The sequence below is a fragment of the Thermostichus sp. MS-CIW-36 genome (assembly GCF_054059035.1).
In genome coordinates this window covers 79,972-100,425 of record NZ_JBSSBR010000005.1, presented here as the reverse complement: position 1 = coordinate 100,425, position 20,454 = coordinate 79,972, and the positions used below count along the sequence as shown (strand labels likewise).

General features: G+C 59.0%; 17 protein-coding genes. 5 read left to right on the top strand and 12 right to left on the bottom strand.

From position 1 onward, the window contains the following. Positions 1–152: 152 nt before the first annotated feature. Complete coding sequence (locus ACVWVQ_RS04135; RefSeq protein ID WP_414375168.1) at positions 153–470, top strand: DUF3067 family protein; 318 nt, start codon at positions 153–155, stop codon at positions 468–470. Positions 471–593: 123 nt separating this feature from the next. Here ACVWVQ_RS04135 and ACVWVQ_RS04130 read toward each other — a convergent pair whose 3' ends face one another. The 4 genes from ACVWVQ_RS04130 to ACVWVQ_RS04115 all read right to left on the bottom strand — a co-directional run bounded on the left by ACVWVQ_RS04130 (position 594) and on the right by ACVWVQ_RS04115 (position 4,908). Then, positions 594–1,934, bottom strand: a complete 1,341-nt coding sequence (locus ACVWVQ_RS04130) for a hypothetical protein (protein WP_457507025.1) — start codon at positions 1,932–1,934, stop codon at positions 594–596. 414 nt (positions 1,935–2,348) lie between these two features. Next, a complete protein-coding gene (locus tag ACVWVQ_RS04125) occupies positions 2,349–2,861 on the bottom strand; it encodes a hypothetical protein (protein WP_457385195.1) in 513 nt (170 codons plus the stop codon). Between the two features lie 74 nt (positions 2,862–2,935). Continuing rightward, positions 2,936–3,490 (bottom strand): phycobiliprotein lyase, encoded by a 555-nt coding sequence (locus ACVWVQ_RS04120; RefSeq protein WP_414400675.1) that lies wholly within the window; start codon positions 3,488–3,490, stop codon positions 2,936–2,938. A gap of 140 nt (positions 3,491–3,630) precedes the next feature. Beyond that, positions 3,631–4,908, bottom strand: coding sequence for a S41 family peptidase (locus tag ACVWVQ_RS04115; RefSeq protein WP_457507023.1), 1,278 nt, complete (start codon positions 4,906–4,908; stop codon positions 3,631–3,633). A gap of 198 nt (positions 4,909–5,106) precedes the next feature. Here ACVWVQ_RS04115 and petB point away from each other — a divergent pair, with 198 nt between their 5' ends. From petB to leuB, 3 genes are all read left to right on the top strand, one after another. Further along, positions 5,107–5,754 (top strand): cytochrome b6, encoded by a 648-nt coding sequence (petB, locus tag ACVWVQ_RS04110; RefSeq protein WP_041436518.1) that lies wholly within the window; start codon positions 5,107–5,109, stop codon positions 5,752–5,754. Positions 5,755–5,852: 98 nt separating this feature from the next. After that, entirely contained in the window at positions 5,853–6,365 is a 513-nt protein-coding gene (petD, locus tag ACVWVQ_RS04105; RefSeq protein WP_011433236.1) for a cytochrome b6-f complex subunit IV, read from the top strand. A gap of 207 nt (positions 6,366–6,572) precedes the next feature. Beyond that, positions 6,573–7,688: a 3-isopropylmalate dehydrogenase gene (leuB, locus tag ACVWVQ_RS04100; RefSeq protein ID WP_414399133.1), complete on the top strand. Its 1,116-nt coding sequence runs from the start codon at positions 6,573–6,575 to the stop codon at positions 7,686–7,688. 384 nt (positions 7,689–8,072) lie between these two features. On the opposite strand, the gene dusB is transcribed toward leuB, so the two are convergent. From dusB to ACVWVQ_RS04075, 5 genes are all read right to left on the bottom strand, one after another. Then, complete coding sequence (gene dusB, locus ACVWVQ_RS04095; RefSeq protein WP_414417759.1) at positions 8,073–9,158, bottom strand: tRNA dihydrouridine synthase DusB; 1,086 nt, start codon at positions 9,156–9,158, stop codon at positions 8,073–8,075. A gap of 16 nt (positions 9,159–9,174) precedes the next feature. Beyond that, positions 9,175–9,390: a 30S ribosomal protein S18 gene (rpsR, locus tag ACVWVQ_RS04090; RefSeq protein WP_011433239.1), complete on the bottom strand. Its 216-nt coding sequence runs from the start codon at positions 9,388–9,390 to the stop codon at positions 9,175–9,177. A gap of 29 nt (positions 9,391–9,419) precedes the next feature. After that, positions 9,420–9,614, bottom strand: a complete 195-nt coding sequence (gene rpmG, locus ACVWVQ_RS04085) for a 50S ribosomal protein L33 (RefSeq protein ID WP_011433240.1) — start codon at positions 9,612–9,614, stop codon at positions 9,420–9,422. A gap of 91 nt (positions 9,615–9,705) precedes the next feature. Continuing rightward, positions 9,706–10,569: an RDD family protein gene (locus tag ACVWVQ_RS04080; protein ID WP_457507021.1), complete on the bottom strand. Its 864-nt coding sequence runs from the start codon at positions 10,567–10,569 to the stop codon at positions 9,706–9,708. 29 nt (positions 10,570–10,598) lie between these two features. Next, positions 10,599–11,585, bottom strand: coding sequence for a ribonuclease Z (locus tag ACVWVQ_RS04075; protein WP_011433242.1), 987 nt, complete (start codon positions 11,583–11,585; stop codon positions 10,599–10,601). A gap of 110 nt (positions 11,586–11,695) precedes the next feature. On the opposite strand from ACVWVQ_RS04075, the gene ACVWVQ_RS04070 reads away from it, so the two are divergent. Then, complete coding sequence (locus ACVWVQ_RS04070) at positions 11,696–12,052, top strand: HesB/IscA family protein (protein ID WP_457385211.1); 357 nt, start codon at positions 11,696–11,698, stop codon at positions 12,050–12,052. 35 nt (positions 12,053–12,087) lie between these two features. On the opposite strand, the gene ACVWVQ_RS04065 is transcribed toward ACVWVQ_RS04070, so the two are convergent. The 3 genes from ACVWVQ_RS04065 to ACVWVQ_RS04055 form a co-directional block, all read right to left on the bottom strand. Beyond that, on the bottom strand, positions 12,088–13,320 hold the full coding sequence (locus tag ACVWVQ_RS04065; protein WP_457507019.1) for a hybrid sensor histidine kinase/response regulator: 1,233 nt from the start codon (positions 13,318–13,320) through the stop codon (positions 12,088–12,090). A gap of 34 nt (positions 13,321–13,354) precedes the next feature. Next, entirely contained in the window at positions 13,355–17,347 is a 3,993-nt protein-coding gene (locus ACVWVQ_RS04060) for a PAS domain S-box protein (RefSeq protein ID WP_457507016.1), read from the bottom strand. Positions 17,348–17,588: 241 nt separating this feature from the next. After that, the gene (locus ACVWVQ_RS04055; RefSeq protein WP_457507043.1) at positions 17,589–20,378 is read right to left on the bottom strand and encodes a cation-translocating P-type ATPase; all 2,790 of its coding nucleotides are present in this window, start codon (positions 20,376–20,378) and stop codon (positions 17,589–17,591) included. Positions 20,379–20,454: the final 76 nt, after the last annotated feature.

The window sequence follows — 20,454 nt, the reverse complement described above, 5'->3', positions numbered from 1 at the left end:
GTTCGTTGACAAGCGACATCATCCTAACCGACCCCTCTGGCCAATATCGTTAAGAAATGCAACGCTGGAAGAGGCCGTAGCCTTTCTTCCCAAGGTGAGCGGCCCACCCGGCAAGGTTGGAGCCAGATCCAAGCCAGTCTCAAGCAGTCCTGATGAAGGGATCCGACTTTCAAGCTTTGTTGCGCGAGAAGTGGGGCTGTTCCTACGACGTACAGTTGCGCCGTATCCAGCAGAAGGTGGTGCTGCTGGTGATGTGGCGCTACCTGGAGCAGCCCTCCTTTCCCTTGAGCGAGGCGGAGTATCTGGCCCACTTGGAGAGAGTGCTGGCCCATTTGCAGGCTTGGGGGGTGTGGGAATCGGTGCGCCGGGAGATCGAGTCCACCCGTCAGAGACCTCGTATGGGCAAGGCGGTGGCCATTCCTCTGGATTTGCAGAAGGTGGGGGAGCGGGTCTCGGAGTGGTTGCTGTGAGTTCTCCGGGGGAGAAAGAAGTCCAAGCAAACCCAAGCGCTGGATTCGCCGGCTGGCCAAGAAACTCGAATCTGTCTCGGCCTAAACGGTAGACCGGGAGTTTGCCCAAAGGCCATGCCCTTTCTAGAGCGGACGCTGCTGGCGCACTTGTTCGGTTTCCGGGTACTCCTGCTGAGCTTTGGATTCCAAAAGCTGGCGGAACACCGGCTCGTCCAGACGGTAGTCCCGCTGCTCGATCAAATCCCGATCGGTTGAGTAAATGGTGTCCGACTCTTGCACAACTTCTTGACGGCGGAAGCGGCGGGCAAAGTTGAGTTTGCGCAGCAGCGCCTCTGTGGGATGCTGCAGATGCTCTCGCCAAAGCTGCCGGACACGATTGCGACGCTCCACTCCCTGGTTGCGGATTTGCAAGGTCAACCACCGAACGGCGGGCACCGCCAAAAAGAGGCTGCCGTAGAGGAAGAGGAAGCCGATCAACGGGTAGATGAAGGCCAAAAAAGCATTGCTGCCGGCTGCCGCTGCCACCTCCTCCCGTGCCCCATAGAGAATGGCGGCCAGAAAGAAATTGAGAACTCCCAAGCCTCCTGCCAGGGCCAGTTGACCAGGCGTGGCCCGGCTGAACACCCAAGGTTTCTCCTGCAACACCTCAGGGATCCTCTTGGGCTCACGCTCTGAGGCGGCCACCTGCAGTTCCGGAAAGCGGTAGACAATGTCCCCGTCCTCGCTGACCTCCGGCTGACCGTCGAACTTGAGCAAAATGGGCAGCATGTAATCTTCGTATTCCAAGGCCGGGGATCCCGGCTCCACATCCAGGTAGGGCAACACCTGTTCCGCTGCGATCACCCCCCCATTGGCACGAATCAGTTGGCCAATGAGGGCATAGCGCTCCTCCTCCAGGTTGGCATTGGGATCCCCGTCCCCAAAGAGGAAGCTGTACACCGCTTCCAGGAAGTTCAGCTCGGATTTTTGCGGCTGGCGGGGGCGCGTCCGATCGGAGTAGCTCCCATAGTAGGGGTAAGGATCCCAGAAGGGGTTGCCGATCCAAAGGTTGGGGAAGTAATAAAACCCTATCCCCCGCGATCGGCTGCGATTGTCCTGCTCGCGGCTGCTGGCCATTTGCAAGGCAATCAACGCTAGGACAATCAAGACAATCGACACCACCAGCAGGATGCCGAAGGAGATGCGCAGCCCATAGAGGAAGCCCCCCCACAGTTTGCGCCGCAGGGCCGCCAGCTGATCCTGCTGCTCCTTGCGCTTGAGAATGCTGCGAAAATCCGGTGGAAAAACGTAGGTAATCTCCCCCTGCCGGGAAACCTGGAGATGCCCCTCCGCCTTTTGGGCCAAATTCAGTAGCTCTTGTTTGGCCTCGTGTAAAGCTAAGCCTGTGCTGGATGCAATATCTCCCAAGGTGACCCGCAGGCCCAACTGTTCCACTGCATCCATCACCAATGTTTGGGTAGCCACTCTTAACCTCCGCTTTCTGCCCCAATTGCCGAGGAGCCTGTCGGGATCCCTAGGACGCAGATCCGCTCCCCTGAGCTAGACCTAGCGTCTCCTCTATTCCCAGTATCTGATACATTCACGCTGAACTCTCCTGAACATGGTTCAGGAAAGAAGTGATCGCATCCTGCCTATCTCTGAGCAGGAAGGCGGTATCCCGCAAAGCCCTGAGGAATACCCCCCGAGCGCTTTCCCCCTTCACTTCCCGGCAACCGTTGCGGTGGACTCAAGGATCAGGGGGAAACTTGGTCTACTATATCCCTCTCAATGACTTTTGCCAAACCGCCTAAAGCTCAGTAAATTCAGCAAAGTTCAGGGTTTTGGGGGTTAGAGGCATGCTCCCCACTAACCCAGCAGCGGCGAGGGTTATACCCCCCTCTAGGGCAGCCAAGCCATCACGGCCAGCAGGGTCGAGAGGATCCCGATCAACACCCAGATGAGGGGCTTAGTGTCCAACGGGGGATCCGCTGCCCGGCGGCTGAGGGGATCCCCAGATCTTGGGGAAGGGCCTTTGCGTTGGGAGCGCCCATAGGCCAAGCGGTACTCTGGGGGATCAGCTTCCTCCAGCCGGCTGAGATCGGGAATTTCGCTCAACCACTCCGCTGGACGCCGCAGACGAGGGGCTTGCCAGATACCCAAGACATAGCGAGCCTGCTGGGCAACTTCTGGATCTGGGTTGCGCAGCAAGGTTTGGGCCAACAGGATGGCCTCCTGCGTTTCGCCAAGGGCTTCTTGGGCCAGGGCCTGCCAGAGCCGTAGCTTACCCGACTGCGGATAGCGGCTTTGGGCCTGCTTAACCTCCTCTAGCGCCTGCCGGTATTGTCCTCGCTCGAACCTCAACTGGATCAGAGCCAAGTGCTGAGACAATCTCAGGTCTTCGGGAAGCGTCATGCTCAGGATCCGCAGGTTAGCTAGACCGCCGGGAAGCCCCGTCCTCTATGCATCAGCATGAGTGCGGGAGTAGGTCACGTCAGCTTCTGTTCTACCCCAAACCCCACCAGCAACAGCTCCTGCAAAGGCTGACCCTGAGGGGGACGTTGGTAGGTAAGGATCTGCCGCAGGCGCAGGCGCGGATTCAGCAGAGTGATGGTATCTACAGCAACCACACGAGTGTAGGTGGTGGTCATCACCAGTTGCAGGGATCCGGGATCAAACCGGAAAGCCGCCACCATCGGGCGATCTTCCTCGTAGGCCCGATCCCGCAGGTAGTCTCCCTGCAGCCCCAGGGGGGTTTCCTGCCGAGGGACAAACAGCATGTTCAGCTCTTGCCCGGCCTCCTCCCCCGTTTCGGAAACGGTCTCAAAAGCCAAGTGAAAGCCCAAAAAACCATCCACGTTGTGGTTGGGGTAGTTGTTGTCGGTGAGCACCTTGTGCTTGAGCTCAGGGGTGAGAGTGCGAATGGTGAACTCGGTGCGGGAGCGCTCCACCTCGCCACGGTCTAGGTAATGGTAGGTGCGCTCTGTGCGCCAAGCCCCAATGCAGCAGTTGAAAAAGTGGTGAAATTGCTGGATGGCGTTCATGCGGGCGGGAGCGGACAGAGTCAGAGATCAGCGCTGGACGGGAAACCCTGCCTCTGATCCTAAAACGAATTGAAAACAAACAGGAATCCAAATCCTAATGCCAACGATTGAGATCTGGGTCTGGAGCGGGATCTCCTCCCTCACCCGCTTTTGGCCACCGGGATCCCTTGGGTCTGCCCCAACAACTCCAAGGCTCGCTGCAGCTGGATGTCCTCCGGCCCGGCCAGGGTTTCTGCCGTCAGGGGAATGGATCCCTCCGCCACCACCACATCGGGCTGGATCCCCTGGCGATGAATGTCGTGGCCGCTGGGGGTGAGGTACTTGGCCGTGGTCACCGCCAGCCCCGATCCATCCGCCAGCTCCAGCAGGGATTGAATCAGACCCTTGCCAAAGGTGCGCGTTCCCACCAGTTGGGCTCGCCCACTATCCTGAAGTGCCCCGGCCAACACTTCACTGGCACTGGCGCTGCCCTGATTTACCAAGACCACCAGCGGCGCCTCTGTGAGCACCTCGCCGGTGGCGGGAATGCTGTCTTGAATGCCGTGGCGATCCGTCACCAGCACAATGTCGCCCTTGGGGATCCAGAAGCGAGCGATCTCGATAGCCGCCTGCAAGAGTCCCCCCGGATTGTTGCGCAAATCGAGAATGTAGCCCCGCACCCCTTGAGCTTCTGCGGTTCGAATGGCTTGGCGGACTTGAGCGGCAGCATTGCCGTTGAACTGGCTGAGGCGAATGTAGGCCACCGATCCCTGAGGCAGCTCAAAAAAACGGGTGCGCACGGGGTTGATGGTGATCGATTGGCGTACCAGCTCCACCTCCCAAATGCGATCCTGCCGCCTCAGCTTCAAAGTAACCGGCGTGCCGCTGCGCCCCCGCATCCGCTCGGCCACTTCGTCCAGGCTCAGCCCCGCCACCGGCACCCGATCCACCGCCAAAATCTCATCCTGGGGTTGGATCCCGGCCTGCTCGGCAGGAGTGCCTTCCATGGGGGCAATCACCCGCACCGCCCCCTGCTCATCGATGGCAATCTGCAAGCCGACACCGCTCAGCTCGCCGGCTGTGGAGGTCTGCAGGCTGAGGTAGTGCTCTTTATCCAGAAAGCGAGTAAAGGGATCCCCCAGAGTGGCCAACATCTCCTCAATGGCCTGATAGGTCTGCTTGCGCTCCTTTAAGGGCCGGGAGAGAAACCGTTGCCGCACCTGCCACCAGTTTTGCCCGTTAAACCCCGGATCCACATAGGCCCGATCCACATAGGCCCAAGCCTGCGCCAGCAGTTGCTGCTCTTCTCCCCAACGGCTGGCCTGCACCGGACAGGCGCCAATGCCCAAACTCGCCCAGAGCAAACACCCAAGCAAGACAAGGCGGATCCCCCACCCTCTCCAGCGGATCCCTGTGTATCTCGGCTTCTGCACAACCATCGATCCCAAAAAACATTAAGAAACATTAAGAAACATGAACAAAACGCAATATCGAAAACTTGCCTGGCCTCCTGGGATCGAGATCTTCGTCCCCAAGCTGAGCCCGACGCCAGGATGGTGTTAAAAGATTGTGTTACATTGCTGAGTGGGGTGGGCTTGCCCCGCCCTCGAGATCCAATTTCAAGAATTGCAGGCATTATGAGCAAAGTTTACGACTGGTTGGACGAGCGGCTGGAGATTACGCCTTTCGTCGACGACGCAACAGGGAAGTTCATTCCGCCTCACGTTAACATCTTCTACTGCCTCGGCGGGGTGACGCTGGTGTGCTTCTTAATTCAGTTTGCCACCGGCTTCGCCATGACGTTTTACTATCGTCCGACGGTGGCTGAGGCCTTTGAATCGGTGAACTACATCATGACCCAGGTGAACTTCGGCTGGCTGTTGCGCTCCATCCACCGTTGGAGCGCCTCCATGATGGTGCTGATGATGATCCTACACACCTTCCGGGTCTATCTGACAGGGGGATTCAAAAAGCCCCGTGAGCTGACCTGGGTAACCGGCGTGATCTTGGCGGTGCTGACCGTCTCCTTTGGCGTTACCGGCTACTCCCTGCCCTGGGATCAGGTGGGCTACTGGGCGGTCAAGATCGTCTCCGGTGTGCCCAGTGCCATTCCGGTGGTGGGCGACTTGTTGGTGCAACTGATCCGGGGTGGCGAAGCGGTTGGTCAAGCTACCCTGACTCGCTTCTACAGCTTGCACACTTTCGTGCTACCCTGGCTGACCGCAGTCTTTATGACCATGCACTTTTTGATGATCCGCCGCCAAGGCATTTCTGGGCCTTTGTGAGCAAGGTTTGACTCCCAGACGCCTTTGACTTTCCTGGTAACTGGGATCTTTACCTGCCACTTTTTCAGAACTTCTGTCCCTAGATAAGGAGAACTCTCATGGCTGTCTCAAAACAGGTGATAGCGACCGAGGCCATTACCCGCAAGGTTGATCTAGACAACCCCAAAGTTGTAGCCAAGCTGAAGAAAAACATGGGCCACATGACCTATGGTGAGCCTGCTTGGCCCAACGATTTGCTCTTTATGTTTCCGGTGGTGATCCTGGGCACTATTGGAGTGATCGTTGGCCTGTCAGTCATGGATCCGGCAGGTGTAGGGGAGCCGGCGGATCCCTTTGCTACGCCTCTGGAAATTCTGCCGGAATGGTATCTCTACCCCGCCTTCCACATCCTGCGGATTGCTCCCAACAAGCTGTTGGGAATTGCTCTGATGTCTGCCATTCCTGTGGGTCTCTTGTTTGTGCCCTTCATCGAAAACGTCAACAAGTTCCAAAACCCCTTGCGCCGCCCAGTGGCGACAACGGTGTTCCTGATCGGCACTCTGGTCACCCTCTACCTGGGCATAGGTGCCACCTTGCCCTTGGATAAGTGGGTCACCTTGGGCTTGTTCTAAAAGAACATCTGGGACTCCCGCTTGATGGGTTGATCGTCATCATCACCATCAGAATCACCATCAGAGTGCAGCAGGTTGGTGGCCAGGCTGCACTTTGTTATTTGGAGAGCTTTTTAGAGGAGTTGTCTGCAAACCTGTTTGCCAAGGGATGGGCAAGTCCGCCGAAATGGTAGTATCTCTACGCCCTCATCTTCAGCTTGACCGCTCATGAGCACTTCTTCTTCAACTGCTCGAACCTACCGGATCACAGCCCTCGCCGGAGATGGCATCGGCCCCGAAATCATGCGGGTGGGACGAGCCGTTTTGGATGCAGTTGCCCGGCAGATGGGATTTGCTCTCCAGTGGCAAGAGGGCCTAATCGGCGGGGCTGCCTACGACCAGACTGGGGATCCCTTGCCGGCAGAAACCCTGAAAATGGCTCAAGAGAGCGATGCCGTTTATCTGGCTGCTGTCGGCGACTTCAAGTATGACGCTCTGCCTCCTGAGAAACGCCCGGAGCGGGCCTTGTTGGGCTTGAGGGCGGGGCTGGGGCTGTTTGCCAACTTGCGCCCGGTAAAAGTCTTCCCTCAACTGGTGGGGGCCTCCTCCCTGAAGCCAGAGGTGATCTCGGGGATCGACCTGGTGGTAGTGCGGGAGCTGACGGGGGGCATTTACTTCGGCCAACCTAAGGGAATCTTCACGGATGCCCAAGGATCTCGGCGCGGCGTGAACACCATGGTCTATAGCGAAGCTGAGGTGGATCGGATCGCCCGAGTTGCCTTTGAGCTGGCCCGCAAACGCCGGCGCAAGCTCTGCTCGGTGGACAAAGCCAACGTTCTCGAGGTGTCGCAACTGTGGCGGGAGCGGGTCAATGTCATTGCGGCTGAGTACCCGGAGGTGGAACTTTCCCACCTGTACATCGACAATGCCGCCATGCAGTTGGTGCGCTGGCCCAAGCAGTTCGACGTCATCCTCACGGGCAATCTCTTCGGCGATATCCTCTCCGATGAAGCGGCCATGCTGACCGGCTCTATTGGTATGCTGCCCTCTGCCTCTCTGGGATCCTCTGGCCCCGGCCTATACGAGCCGGTACATGGGTCGGCTCCCGACATTGCCGGACAAGACAAAGCCAACCCCATTGCCCAGGTGCTCTCCGGCGCCCTGATGCTCCGCTACTCCCTGGATCAGCCGCAAGCTGCCGACCGCATCGAACAGGCGGTAGAAGCCGTTTTGGCGCAAGGGTACCGCACCCCAGACCTCTACTCTGAGGGAATGACTTTAGTGGGTTGCCAGGAAATGGGAGAAAAGTTGGTGGCAGCCCTGTCCCAGCAGCAGGCGCAATAGCCTTTTTCGGGGCCACAGGCTACAGCCAAGGCAGACATGCGGCGATTTCCAAGCAATTTCCAATTGTGGGGATCCTTAGAGCATGACTCTAGTCAATAATAAGCTCAACTATACTGAAAATAATGTATAATATGTTCAGTACGGATTACTACCAGTTGATCTTTCTGTTTACTTTCGAGTCTGCCAACATGGTAGCCAAAGCAAAGCAGAAAATTGGTAGTAAGACGACACGGAAACTGCGCTTTGGGTACTCTACTCAAAGCTTTGCGGGATACCGCCATTCTGTTTGGACTCCGTCCCGCTAACGCGAATGGAAACAAACAGAATGCTATCGCTGCATAGTTGAACAGTGATGTTCAGCAGTGTTCAGCGTAAATGTATCAGCTACGCCCAACCGGCTTCAGGGAGAAGGTCGACCTCCTCGGTGGTTTTAATGGCCTCTTCCGGTCGAGGTGTGGCTTCTTGGCAGCGCTCCATGGCTTGAAGAAGCAGGGCTTCCCCTTCCTGCACCGTCTCAATGCGACAGAGGAGAGCACGGAATTGAGAGGCTCCGGCAAAGTCTTTGATGTACCAAGTCATGTGCTTGCGGGCCTGACGGATGCCACGTTCTCCCTTGTACTCCCAGAGACCGCGCAGATGCTCTAAGGCCATTTGAATCCGCTCCAGGGGAGTGGGGGCCGGTCTTTCTTGACCGGTTTTCAGGAAGTGATCGATTTCCCCCACCAGAAAGGGATAGCCCATGGTGCCGCGGGAGCACATCACCCCATCGGCTCCGGTTTCCTCCAAACACTTCACCGCTGCGGCTGTCGAGAAAATATCCCCATTGGCGATGACGGGAATGCGCAGGTGCTGTTTGACGCGGCGGATCCAGTCCCAGCGGGCTTTGCCGTTGAAGCCTTGGGCGCGTGTCCGGGCATGCAGGGTGAGCAGTTGCGCCCCTGCCTCCTGCAGACGGTGGGCAAAATCCAAAATGTTGATCTCCTGATCCGACCAGCCCAGGCGCGTTTTCACGGTTACGGGCACCTCCACTGCGTTGGCCACCGCCTCCACAATTCGCGCTGCCGTGTCGGGATCGCGAAGCAGAGAAGAGCCGCCGCCGTTTTTGGTAATCTTGTTCACCGGGCAGCCCATGTTGATGTCCACCAAGGTCGCCCCTTCGTCCACAGCCATGCGGGCTGCTTCCGCCAGAAAGTCGGGCCGACAATCAAACAGTTGGATGCCAATAGGCTGCTCCCCCTCACCAACCTCCATGATGCGGGGCAACTGGCGGGCATAGCGCAAGCCGGTCGCGCTGACCATTTCCGTGTAAACCAAGCTGTGGGGGGCAAAACGGCGCACCAGCCCTCGAAAGACTTGGTCGGTTACCCCTGACAGCGGCGCCTGAAAAACGCGGCTCAAAACTTTTACCCCGCCGATATTGAGGGGCTGGGACAAGCGGGCTTGGAGTTCCGGCGAAAGCTGCAGGCCCATCGGGATCCGGAGAAAGCTATCCCTCTTTGTTGACAAAGTAAAGAAGACCCATGATGCGCGCTCGTTTGATCGCGGCAGTGAGCTCCCGCTGCTGTTTGGCGGTCAGGCCGGTGATGCGGCGGGGCAAGATCTTGCCTCGCTCGGTAACAAATTTCTTGAGCAGCTCAACATCGGTGTACCTAATGGGTTCTCCCGGCTTGATGGGAGACAGGCGGCGGCGAGCGTAAACCATAGGTCAGGAGAACGGCGAAACGGCTTGAACTACTTAATCTCTTTGTGGACGGTGTGGCGGTTGCAGTGAGGGCAGAATTTCTTCAGCTCCAAGCGGGCTGTTGTGTTGCGGCGGTTTTTGGTGGTGGTATAGCGGTTCACACCTGGAGAACGTTTGTTGACGTTGGTGCGGCACTCGGTGCACTCCAGGGTGATGATGATGCGGGCACCCTTTGCTTTAGCCATGACGGATCCCAAGACGAAGGTAAACGGCAATGAGGAAACTGCAATCCCAGATCCTGAGGCTGGAGATGGGGGTTTACCTCGATAAGCGCGATCACCAATTATCCAACTTTTCCTTGACGGAATCAACCCAAGTTTTCACTTGCTTGCCCGTTTGTTGCCGTAGGCTACGGGCGTTGCGATCCACATCTTTGCTCAGGCGCTGCAACTGCTTGGACAGATCCCGCACGGTGTCATTGCGCTGGGCTTGGCGCAGCAGGTCGCGAGCAGCCGATTTGACGTCGTCAGCAGCGTCCCCCTCTAGGATGTCCTGCAAAAACTGCAGGACTTTTTCATCCAGGTGATAGCCCCGCTCCGCTTCCACGACCAGGGTGCGTCCAGCCCGGTCGTGAATGGTTTGGCGTTTTTCCTTGTCGAAGACGGCAAACAGCCCATCCGCAGCCAGAGGCACCAGCAGGGCCTCTGTAAGCACAAAGAGGGAGAGCACCCCCTCTCGAGCCAGAGAGCGAACCAGGTGCGGCGAGGCTTCGGTTTCGGGATCCAGGGTTTTGATGTTCAGCAGCCATTTGCCGAGGCTTTGGCCCTCAGGACGGGATTGGAAATAGCCGCGGTTCACCAGCCAGGTGGCGAAGAAGGCGAGATAGCCGGTCATGTCCACGGCGCCTGCATTGGCCCCTACCAGAGCAGCCAAGCCTTGGGCTAGGTAGGAGATCCCCAGCCCCAGCCCAAAGTCGAGGGCAAAGGCCCCAATTCGTTTGCTCCAGGGAGCCAATTTCGGCAGGGGTTCTCCCTCAGCAGCCGTTTGCGGGGCTGGCCGCTCGGCTTGAACCGGGGGCAGAGAAGTGGCAGGGGGCAAAGCGCTGAAGGCTCGCCATTCGTTGGCAGTTTGATCCAGTTGTTCGGTTTTGGGCCGCTCTGGAAATTGGGGGCGTTCGGGGTAAGGTCTGGGATCCGTCATTGCCGGTTGAGACAGTCAGTTCTACCATTCTAGCGAGGCAAGCCCACACCCACCGGCAGAGGGGACGGGCTGCGACGGGGGATCTCGTAGGTCAGCCGATCGCGGGCCAGCAGGGTATTGGGGAAAATGGCCTGAGCTTCTGCCAGCAGGTCTTCCAAGGTAATGGGGGCCTCTGGGGTGTAGCGGGGGCTGAAGTGGGTGAGGATCAAAGCTTGGGCCTTGGCTTCGGCGGCCACTTGGGCGGCCATGGCGGCGGTGGAATGCTTGGAGCGGCGGGCCAGCTCCAAGTCAGCCTGAGCGTAGGTAGCCTCGTGGATGACCAGATCCGCAGCCCGGGAGAGATCGACGGCGTTGCGGCAGAAAATGGTGTCGGTGCAGTAGGAGAATTTGCGGCCCGGAATGGGATCCCCGACATAATCCCGTCCGTGAAAGCAGCGGCCCTGCCAGATGATGGATTGGCCGGCCTTGAGCTGCCCATACAGAGGGCCAAAGGGGATCCCATCGGCTTGGGCTTTGGCCACATTAAAGCTGCCTGGCCGATCCTGTTCCACCACGCGGTAGCCGAAGGCGGGCACCCGGTGATCCAAGGGCGCGCAGAAGACGGAGTATTCCGGCTCTTGCAGGATGAGACCGGTTTCGACGGTGTGAACGCGGAAGCCGTAGGGGATGCGCGTCTCGCTGTAGCGCAACACGGCCTTCAGGTACTCTTCCAGGCCCGGCGGGCCGTAGATATCGATGTGCTCAGGGGTGCTGCCCAAGCCACAGGAGGCCAACAGCCCCGGCAGGCCGTAGATGTGATCCCCATGCATGTGGGTGATAAAAATGCGGCGCAACTGGCTGGGGCGCAGCTCATCTAGGCGCAGCAACTGGTGTTGGGTGCCCTCGCCGCAATCGAACAGCCACCATTCCGACCGCTGGGGAAACTGCACCGCCACCCCGGAGACGTTGCGCTGGCGGGTGGGCATGCCGGAGCTGGTGCCCAAAAAGGTGATCCGAATGGCATTGGGATCTGTCACAGGGGCAAGACCTCAAGGATTGGGATCCCTAGCTTACCAACTGCTCTCGCTGGCCGAGAAAAAACCCTTGATAGGATGGGGAGTAGAACGTACCCTTGAGCCTTCTCGTCATGATCACCCTGACCGATAGCGCCATCCAAGAGTTGAAGCGCCTGCGCAGCAAGTACGAAAAAGAGGGATCCCAGCCCATCCTGCGTCTGGGGGTCAAGCCGAGCGGCTGCTCTGGCCTCTCTTATGTGATGAACTTCGAGTCTCAGGCCAACCCTGACGATCATACCTTCGACTTTGGGGATATCCAGGTGGCGGTGGATCCCTTGAGCATGACCTTGATCAGCGGCACCACTGTCGACTTTTCCGAGGATCTGCTGGGCGGTGGCTTCCGCTTCAAGAACCCCAACGCAGTCGCCAGTTGTGGGTGTGGCACCTCCTTTGCCACTGCTGAGACCGCTGCTGTCGTTGGTCACTAAAGTCTCAATCGCTGCCTCCCACCCGCCTTTGGGCGTCAACGGTTGGAGGGCTCTAGGCTGGGCAGCCAAAGGACAAACCAAGTCCATCCCTTCTGGCTGGTGACCCGGATTTGGCCCTGCAGATACTCCACCCAATGCTTCACCAAGGCCAGTCCAAGGCCGCTGCCCGGCTGCGCCCAGGGATCCTCAGAAGGCACACGGTAAAAGCGTTCGAAAAGGTGGGGCAGGTGTTCAGGCTCGATTTGGGCGGTATTGCCGACTCTTAACTCAACCCCACCGGGAAAGGCTTGCCCCTCCAAGCGGAGGGTTCCGCCCGGCTGGGTGAACTTACAGGCATTTTCCAGCAGTTCCTTCAGGATCAGGGTTAGCTGCTGCGGGTAGCTGTAGAGCACTGCGGGAAGTGAGGTCAGCTCCGCCATCTCCAGCTTCAGTTGCCGAGCCTGAGCCCGTTCTCGCACCCCATTGAGTAGGCTTGTGCAAAAGCTGTGGAGATCGATGGCGGCAGCCGCAGAGCTCAACTCTTTGGCTTCTAGGCTCTGCAGATCCAGCAATCTGTTGATTAGCTCGATTTCAGCTTGACATTCTTCCAGGGCAATGCGGTGGTATTGGCACTGCTTCTCGTTGAGAGGAGTGCGGCCCAACAGTTCCAGGGCCAACTTGATCTTGGTGAGGGGAGTGCGCAGCTCGTGGGAAACGCTGGCCAGAAAGCTATCCTTAAGGCGGCTGAGCTGCTGCAAGTCCTGTACCTGGCAGGCCAGCTGGGCGGTACGTTCCTGCACTTTGGCTTCTAGGGCTTGGTTAAGTTCCCGCAGGTGGCGTTGGGCTTGGCTGGCCTGGATCAGGTGACGGATACGCCGCTTCAAGACCGACCAGCGAATGGGTTTGGAAATGTAATCGCTGGCCCCGGCAGCAAAGGCTTCATCCACGCAGGACTCATCTTCCAGCGCCGTGACGATGAGAATGGGCAGATCCGAGTTTTGAGCATGGAGGCGGCGACAGCACTCAAACCCATCCACATCCGGCATGACCGCATCCAGCAAGACCATATCCACTGGGTGTTGAGCGGCTAGCTGCAGACAGACTTCGCCGCTGCTGGCTTCTAGAACTTGGTAGCCTTCTCGCTCAAGGGCGTAGCGAACCAAGAGTCGCTGGCTGGGCTCATCGTCCGCGATCAACAACAACGGCTTCTTTTCAGGAGAGGGGGATCCCGCCTGGGCCTCAGGAACCGCCGGCGAGCTGGCCGGAGGATGGGGATTAGGCCTCAGCATAGGCATTGAGAGGAGAGGGAGAAAGGCTCTGCACTCAGGAGGAGAGACTGAGGGTAACTTGCCGATATGCCACCTCCAGCTGCTGCACGGCTTGCTCTATAGTATCCCATTTTACAGAACTGGCTGGCTCGGCATGAACCAGCTTTTCCAACTGCTGACACAGCTCGGCCAGACGTTTGGCGCCCAGGGTGCTGCTGCTGCCCTTGAGGCGGTGGGCCAACCGAGCAATGGCTTGGGGATCCCGCTGCTCTAGGGCCTGCCGCAGGGATCCCAATAGAGCTTCGCTGTCCTGCCGGTAGGTTTGGATCATCTCCTGCCAGGCTTCTGGAGAGCTGAAGACTGCCCGCACCTGGGCGAGGATAACGGGGTCGAGGGGCGGATCCTCTTCTTGGCTGGCCGGGATGGGAAGGGGAAGGGATCCCTGAAGAACCCGGACTAGGGCGGCTGGCTCCAAGGGTTTGGTTAGATAGCCATCTACCCCAGCAGCTTGGGCAGCAGCACGGCCTTCCGAAAACACATTGGCCGTGAGGACAACAATGCGAGGCTGGCGCTCAGGAGGCAGTTCAGCGCGGATGCGACGGGTGGCCGCAAGACCATCCAGCTCCGGCATTTGCATATCCATCAACACCAGATCGTAGGGGCGCAGGCGCAGAGCTTGGACGGCTTCTAGGCCGTTGCCGACAATATCGGGCCGGTAGCCCAATCGCTCCAGCATGAGGCGAATCACCTTCTGGTTAACCGGGTTATCCTCTGCCACCAGGATCTGCAGTGGGTAGCGGCTGGCCAGGGTCGCGTCCCAAATGGAGGGAGGAGCGGCGGGAGAGGAAGATAAGGAGGAAGGAGCTTTTTCTCCCACAAGCCCCAGCAGCAGCTTCCGCAGTTGGGAGGCTTTGACCGGCTTGGCCAAAGTGGGGAGAGGGTCTGCTGTGGAGATGAAGTTGCGCCCCGTCAGCACTAGCGGTAACAGGCGGGGTTGCGCTGTCTGCAGGTCAGCCGCCAGGGTCAAGCCATCCCGGTCTGGCAGGGTGGCATCCAGAAGGGCCAGGTCAAAAGGACGAGTTCTAACTGCAGCCTGGGCTTCTGCCGCCAAGGCACAACAGGTTACCTCCATGCCCCAAGCGCTCAGCAGTCGGGATAGCAACTGCCGTTGACTGGCGTTATCTTCCACCAGCAAAACCCGCTTGCCGGCCAAGCACGGATCCGGCGCAGCTGTTGCCGATGGCTCCTGGTCTAACCTCTTCAGGGGAATGCGAAGGGGGATGCGAAAGCGAAAAGTGGATCCCTGGCCCGGCTGACTTTCCACCCCGATTGCTCCCCCCATGAGCTGGCAGAGACGCTGGCTGATGGCCAAGCCCAGGCCGGTGCCCCCAAACTGGCGGCTGATGGAGCTATCCACCTGGCTGAAGGGCTTGAAGAGGCGATCCAATTTTTCGGGGGGAATGCCAATGCCCGTATCCCGCACCTGAACGTTGACCCATTGCTTTTCAGGATCCCTCTCCCCGGCCTCGACCGTCACCACCACCTCTCCCTGGGGGGTGAACTTGATGGCGTTGCTGAGCAGATTGGCCAGAACTTGCCGCAGGCGGCCCGGATCCCCTATCAAGGTTGGCGGCAGGCTGGGATCCACCCAGGCCACCAGTTCCAGATCCTTGCTCTGGGCTTGGGCGGCCATCAAATCCAGCAGCTCTTCCACCAACTGCAGCAAGGAAAAGGGTATTTCCTCCAGTTCCAGTTTTTGGGACTCGATCTTGGAGAAATCGAGGATGTCGTTGATTAGGTTCAGCAGCACCTCGCCTCCATAGCGGATGGTCTGTACCCAATCCTGCTGCTGCGGATCCAAGGAGGTGTCCAGGAGTAGACTGGTCATCCCCAAAATGGCGTTGATGGGGGTGCGGATCTCGTGGCTGATGGTGGCCAGGAACTCGCTCTTGGCCCGGCTGGCGGCTTCGGCAGCTTCCTTGGCTGCTTTCATCTGCTCTTCTGCCAGCTTGGCTACGGTGATATCCCGTCCGGCGGCGTAGAACAGGGATCCGGCCAAAGAGGCTCGCCACTCGATGAAACGATAGCTGCCGTCCTGGGTGCGGTAGCGGTTGACGAAGTGATCCAGCCGTTTCTCTTCGACAAGCTGCTGCATGGCGGCCTGTGTGGCGGGGACATCTTCCGGGTGAACCCACTCCAAAAAGGGTCGGCTCTGGAGCTCCTGCAGGGAATAGCCCAGGGTGGTCTCCCAGGCGCGGTTGAGACGGCGAAAGTACCCTTGGGCATCGGCAATGCAAAGCAAATCCAGAGCCACCGAGAAAAACTGCTCCAGCTCCGCTTCTGCCGACTTGCGGGCAGTGATGTCCACCGCGGTAAACACCCAACACGGGATCCCGCGCAAGACAAGGGGCTGCACAAACACGTCTTCCCAGACAACTCGGCCATCCTGCCGCTGCCATTGCCACTCAAAGCGGGCGGATCCCTGGCAGCGGGCCTGCTCCAAGTAGGACTGCAAGGCAAACTCCCTCCCCTGCAAAGCCCGGCGATAGGGAGACTGCTCCAAAGTGTCGAAGGCCCGCAGCTCCTCCAGGCTGGAAAACCCGTAGGCGGTAATGGCTTGGGAGTTGGCCTCCAGGATCTCGCCGGTCTCGGCATGACGGATGAGGATGGCCACAGCGGCATTCTCAAACAGCGCCCGGAACTTCTGCTCGCTTTCCTGGACGGCCTGCTGGGATCGCACCCTGTCGGTTACATCGCGGACGATCACCACCACCTCTTGGGCGTTGAGGGGCACAATGCGCACCTCTTCGTGGCGGGTCTCCCCTTCAATCTCGATGCTTTGGTCGTAGCGCTGCCGCGTCTGGGTAGCTATAGCCTGCTGAACAAAGAAAAGCCGCCGCTCGGCCAACTCCGGTGGCAAAAGCTCCTGCAGGGATCGGCCCACGTAGGTGTCGGGTGAGCTATAGGGAACAACCTCGCCCCCCCAGACAAAGCTCAAGCAAATGCCCTGGCTATCCAGGCGGAAGATCAAGTCGGGAATGGCTTCTAGAATGGCTCGCTGGGTGGCTTCCATTTCTCTAAGGGCCAACTCCGCCTGTTTCCGCTCGGTGATATCTCGCACGATATCTCGCACCAGGATGTAAATTTTGTCTCTCCCGTGAGCGACAACGCAGGCTCTCCGATAGCAGCGGATCCCCGGCTCAATCTCAACTTCGTACTCTAGGTACTGCGGCGTCTGGCTGACCAAGGCCCCCTCCGCCAGAGATGGATACTGCTCTTTCAGCGAGCCAGTAAACACGTCTTGGGCGCGGCAACCCACGTAAAACTCAGGCGGATGTCGGGTGGGAACGTAAGGGGAAGGCTTGCAATGAAGAATGACTCCCTCGGCGCTGAGCTCAAAAATCAAGTCGGGAATGGCCTCGTAGAGGGCGCGGTAGCGAGACTCGCTTTCCTGTAGAGCCCGCTCCATCTTGACCCGCTCGCTGATGTCGCGGCTGGTGATGAGGATCCCGTCTCCCACCGGCACCACTTGGTGATGGATCCAACTGGCCTTCAAGCCCGGCTGCCCCGAAATGGGGAACTCCTCTTCCAGAGGAATGCCGGTTTCCACCACTCGCTTGTATTTCTCAAAAAAGCCCCCCCAGCGGTTGATGGGCAGCAGCTCGCACAGCCGCTGGCCGATGATCTGCCGGCGCTGGAGGGAAATGAGCTCTTCCCCCTTGGCGTTGACATCCACAAAGACAAAGTCGCGGATCTCGCGGGTAACGGGATCCCGCACCGCCTCCAGCAGGTAAATAGCATCCAAGCTGGCTTCCAAGGCTGCCCGAAAACGAGCCTCTGGGCTGGGGGTGCCTCTAGGAGGTTGGAAGGGAAATCTTCGAGAAAGGGATCCCAGGATCCCTCTGAAGACAGAAAGCGGCTGACTTTCCCCCAGGCTGACGCCAAGCAGCAGGAGAGCCAAGAAGAGGGATCCCAGCAGCCAAAAGGCAAGGCCAGAGGGATCCACCAGGCCCACCGTTTTCCCTACCGCCCATAGCTCTCTGTGCATAGAACCCAGAGATTCCTGCCCCCTTTCCACAGTATCCCAGCAAGTCTTTCCAGCTTATCTTGGAGGTCAAAAGGGGAAGCTCAGCTAACTTGCGGAAATGGCCTCTATGCAATGGGCAGGATTCCTCAAGAGTGGCTTTTTGGGGAAATGAGTCTTGGCTCAAAGCTTTGTTTCTGGGTGCAGTAGGGAGAGAGACTCTTTATTGTGAAGATGCTTTATTGTGAAAAATAATTGTGAAGATTCAGCGGGATCCCTTGCGCCAGCGGCAATAGAGTTTTTCCAACTCCACCCAGACCATAACCACGGTGCTAAAGCCCAAGCAGATCAAAAGTTCAGTGCGGGTTAGCTCCTCTGTGCCAAAGAAGCTGCGCAAGAAAGGCACATAGAGCAGAGCCAATTGCAAGAGCAGAGTGGTCAGGACCGCGCCCAGCAGGTAGGGGTTGGAAAAAGGGTTGGTCTCGATGGTGAGCTTCTCGTTGGAGCGCACGGCCAGCGCATGGCCCATCTGGGCGATACACAAGGTGGTGAAGACCATTGTGCGCCAGTGGGGGATGTAGGCTTCCACAATGGCCATCATGAGGATTGTGGAGATGGCAAAAACCACGCCGATGCGCACCATGTAGGCTCCCAGACCCTGCGCGAAGATGCTCTCTTTGGGGTTGAAGGGGGGGCGCTGCATCACCCCTGGCTCCGCCGGTTCCAAAGCCAAGGCCAGAGCGGGCAGGCCATCGGTCACCAGGTTCATCCACAAGATCTGTAGGGGTGTCAGCGGCACATCTCCCAAGCCCAGGATGGGGGCAGCAGCCACTGTCAGCACCTCACCGATGTTGCTGCCCAAAATGTACTTCACAAAGCGGCGGATGTTGCTGTAGACCACTCGCCCTTCTTCGATGGCGGCCACGATGGTGGCGAAGTTGTCGTCCAGCAGCACCATATCGCTGGCCTCTTTGCTCACATCGGTGCCCGTGATGCCCATGGCGATGCCAATATCCGCTTGGCGCAGGGCAGGGGCGTCGTTGACCCCATCCCCGGTCATGGCCACGAACTCGTTTTGCTTTTGCAAGGCCTGGACAATGCGCAGCTTGTGTTCGGGGGCGACGCGGGCATAGACCCTGACGGTTTGTACCGTTTGCAGCAGCTCCTCGAAACTCAAGCGGGAGAGGGTGCGTCCGTCAATGGCCTGATCTTCGGACTCGAGAATGCCCAACTCCCGGGCAATGGCCACAGCCGTGAGCTGATGATCGCCGGTAATCATCAGGGTGCGGATCCCAGCTTCTCGGCAGCGGGCCACGGCCTCTCGCGCCTCTGGTCGCGGAGCATCGTGCATCCCCACCAAGCCCAGCCAAACCAGGTTGTGCTCCACCTCTTCCCCGTTGTCCGGGATCCGCTCTAGCCTCTGGGTGGCTACCCCCAGAACCCGGATACCTTGGGCGGCCAGGCGGTTGTTGGTGCCGAGGATGGCTTGGCGATCGGTTTCCGACAGCTCCTGCCAAGTGCCCCCTTTCTGGATACGATCACACCGCTCTAGCACCAGCTCTGGGGATCCCTTGGTGTAGACGCAGTAGCCGCCGTTTTCTTGGATCACCACGCTCATGCGTTTTCGTTCCGAGCTGAAGGGGAGCTCCTGCACCCGTGGGTAGCACTCCTGTAAAGAGCCTTTGTGGAGGTTGGCCTTGGCGGCTGCCACCAGCAGGGCGGCCTCGGTGGGATCCCCCAGGATGGACCAGGTGGGCGTTGAAGGGGGGGAAGAAACTGCAGACCGAGGGTTACGCCCGGCAACAGGTTGGAGACTGGCCTGCAACAGGGCATCGTTGCAGAACACCACGGCCCGCAAGATGGCCTGCAAATCTGGGGCGCTCTCCGGATCCATGAGCTGGCCGCCGCAGTAGAAGGAGCCCTTGGGGATGTAACCGCTGCCGCTGACGTGGTAGTGGCGGTCGGGGGTAACGATGTCGGTCACCACCATTTTGTTTTCCGTGAGGGTGCCGGTTTTGTCGGAGCAGATGGTGGTGACGGATCCCAGGGTTTCCACTGCTGGCAGGCGGCGGATGAGGGCATGGCGGCGCACCATGCGTTGGGTGCCAATGGCCAGGGTGACAGTGATCACCGCAGGCAGCCCCTCTGGTACCACGGCCACGGCCATGCTCAAGGAGGTTTCCAGAAGCGAGGTGAAAGGGGCCATACTCCCGGCTTGCAGCAACCCTATCCCCACCACCAAGGCCACCAAAGCCAGGGATCCCGACACCAGCACATTGCCCAGTTGGCTCATGCGCCGCTGCAGGGGAGTGGGCTCGTTTTCCACCGTTTGTAGCAGCTTCGCCACCTTGCCCAGCTCCGTGTTCATGCCGGTGGCAGTAACCAAGAGGATCCCTCGCCCCTGAATCACTTCGGTGCCCATGAAGGCCATGTTGCGCCGTTCCCCCAGCTCGATGTCCGGCGGGAGTACGCAATCTGCCTGTTTGGTTACAGGGGTGGCTTCTCCGGTCAAAGCTGCTTCCCGCACCTGCAGGTTCACGGCCTCGGCCAAGCGCCCATCGGCTGGGATCTGTACCCCCGCCTCCAGCAGCACGCGATCCCCCGGCACCAGTTGGCTGGCTGGAACTTCTTGCCACAGGCCATCCCGCTCCACCCGCACGGTAGGGGAAGCCAGTTTTTTCAGGGCCGCCAGCGCTTTTTCCGCCCGACTTTCTTGCAAATAGCCCAGGCTGCCGTTGAGGCCGACGATCAACAAAATGGCCAGGGCATCTTTGGGAAACTCGCCTTCTTGCAAGTCCAAAGTGGCCGAGATCGCGGCTACAGCGATCAGCATCAGCAGCATGACGTTGCGGAATTGATCCAGCAGGACTTGCCAGGAGCTACGGCCAGAAGAGGTGATCAGCTCATTGGGGCCATACTCCCGCTGCCTCTGGATTACCTGCTGAGTGGTGAGGCCGCGATTGGGATCGGTCTGCAACTTCTGGATGGCAGCGGCGAGGGTGAGGCTATGCCAGGCAGGGACAGAAGCAAGGGGGGATCCATCCGGTGGGATCATTGCGGCCACTCAAGGGTTCTTGCCGAATTTTGACATACTCCCCGCCCCACAGGAGGAGGATTCTGACAGCAGCAGA

Coding starts and splice junctions, on each gene's coding strand:
- ACVWVQ_RS04055 (WP_457507043.1), bottom strand. CDS start 20,378: ATGATCCCACCGGATGGATCCCCCCTTGCTTCTGTCCCTGCCTGGCAT.
- ACVWVQ_RS04070 (WP_457385211.1), top strand. CDS start 11,696: ATGATCACCCTGACCGATAGCGCCATCCAAGAGTTGAAGCGCCTGCGC.
- ACVWVQ_RS04060 (WP_457507016.1), bottom strand. CDS start 17,347: ATGCACAGAGAGCTATGGGCGGTAGGGAAAACGGTGGGCCTGGTGGAT.
- ACVWVQ_RS04065 (WP_457507019.1), bottom strand. CDS start 13,320: ATGCTGAGGCCTAATCCCCATCCTCCGGCCAGCTCGCCGGCGGTTCCT.
- ACVWVQ_RS04120 (WP_414400675.1), bottom strand. CDS start 3,490: ATGAACGCCATCCAGCAATTTCACCACTTTTTCAACTGCTGCATTGGG.
- petB (WP_041436518.1), top strand. CDS start 5,107: ATGAGCAAAGTTTACGACTGGTTGGACGAGCGGCTGGAGATTACGCCT.
- rpsR (WP_011433239.1), bottom strand. CDS start 9,390: ATGGTTTACGCTCGCCGCCGCCTGTCTCCCATCAAGCCGGGAGAACCC.
- ACVWVQ_RS04080 (WP_457507021.1), bottom strand. CDS start 10,569: ATGACGGATCCCAGACCTTACCCCGAACGCCCCCAATTTCCAGAGCGG.
- leuB (WP_414399133.1), top strand. CDS start 6,573: ATGAGCACTTCTTCTTCAACTGCTCGAACCTACCGGATCACAGCCCTC.
- ACVWVQ_RS04125 (WP_457385195.1), bottom strand. CDS start 2,861: ATGACGCTTCCCGAAGACCTGAGATTGTCTCAGCACTTGGCTCTGATC.
- dusB (WP_414417759.1), bottom strand. CDS start 9,158: ATGGGCCTGCAGCTTTCGCCGGAACTCCAAGCCCGCTTGTCCCAGCCC.
- petD (WP_011433236.1), top strand. CDS start 5,853: ATGGCTGTCTCAAAACAGGTGATAGCGACCGAGGCCATTACCCGCAAG.
- ACVWVQ_RS04115 (WP_457507023.1), bottom strand. CDS start 4,908: ATGGTTGTGCAGAAGCCGAGATACACAGGGATCCGCTGGAGAGGGTGG.
- ACVWVQ_RS04135 (WP_414375168.1), top strand. CDS start 153: ATGAAGGGATCCGACTTTCAAGCTTTGTTGCGCGAGAAGTGGGGCTGT.
- rpmG (WP_011433240.1), bottom strand. CDS start 9,614: ATGGCTAAAGCAAAGGGTGCCCGCATCATCATCACCCTGGAGTGCACC.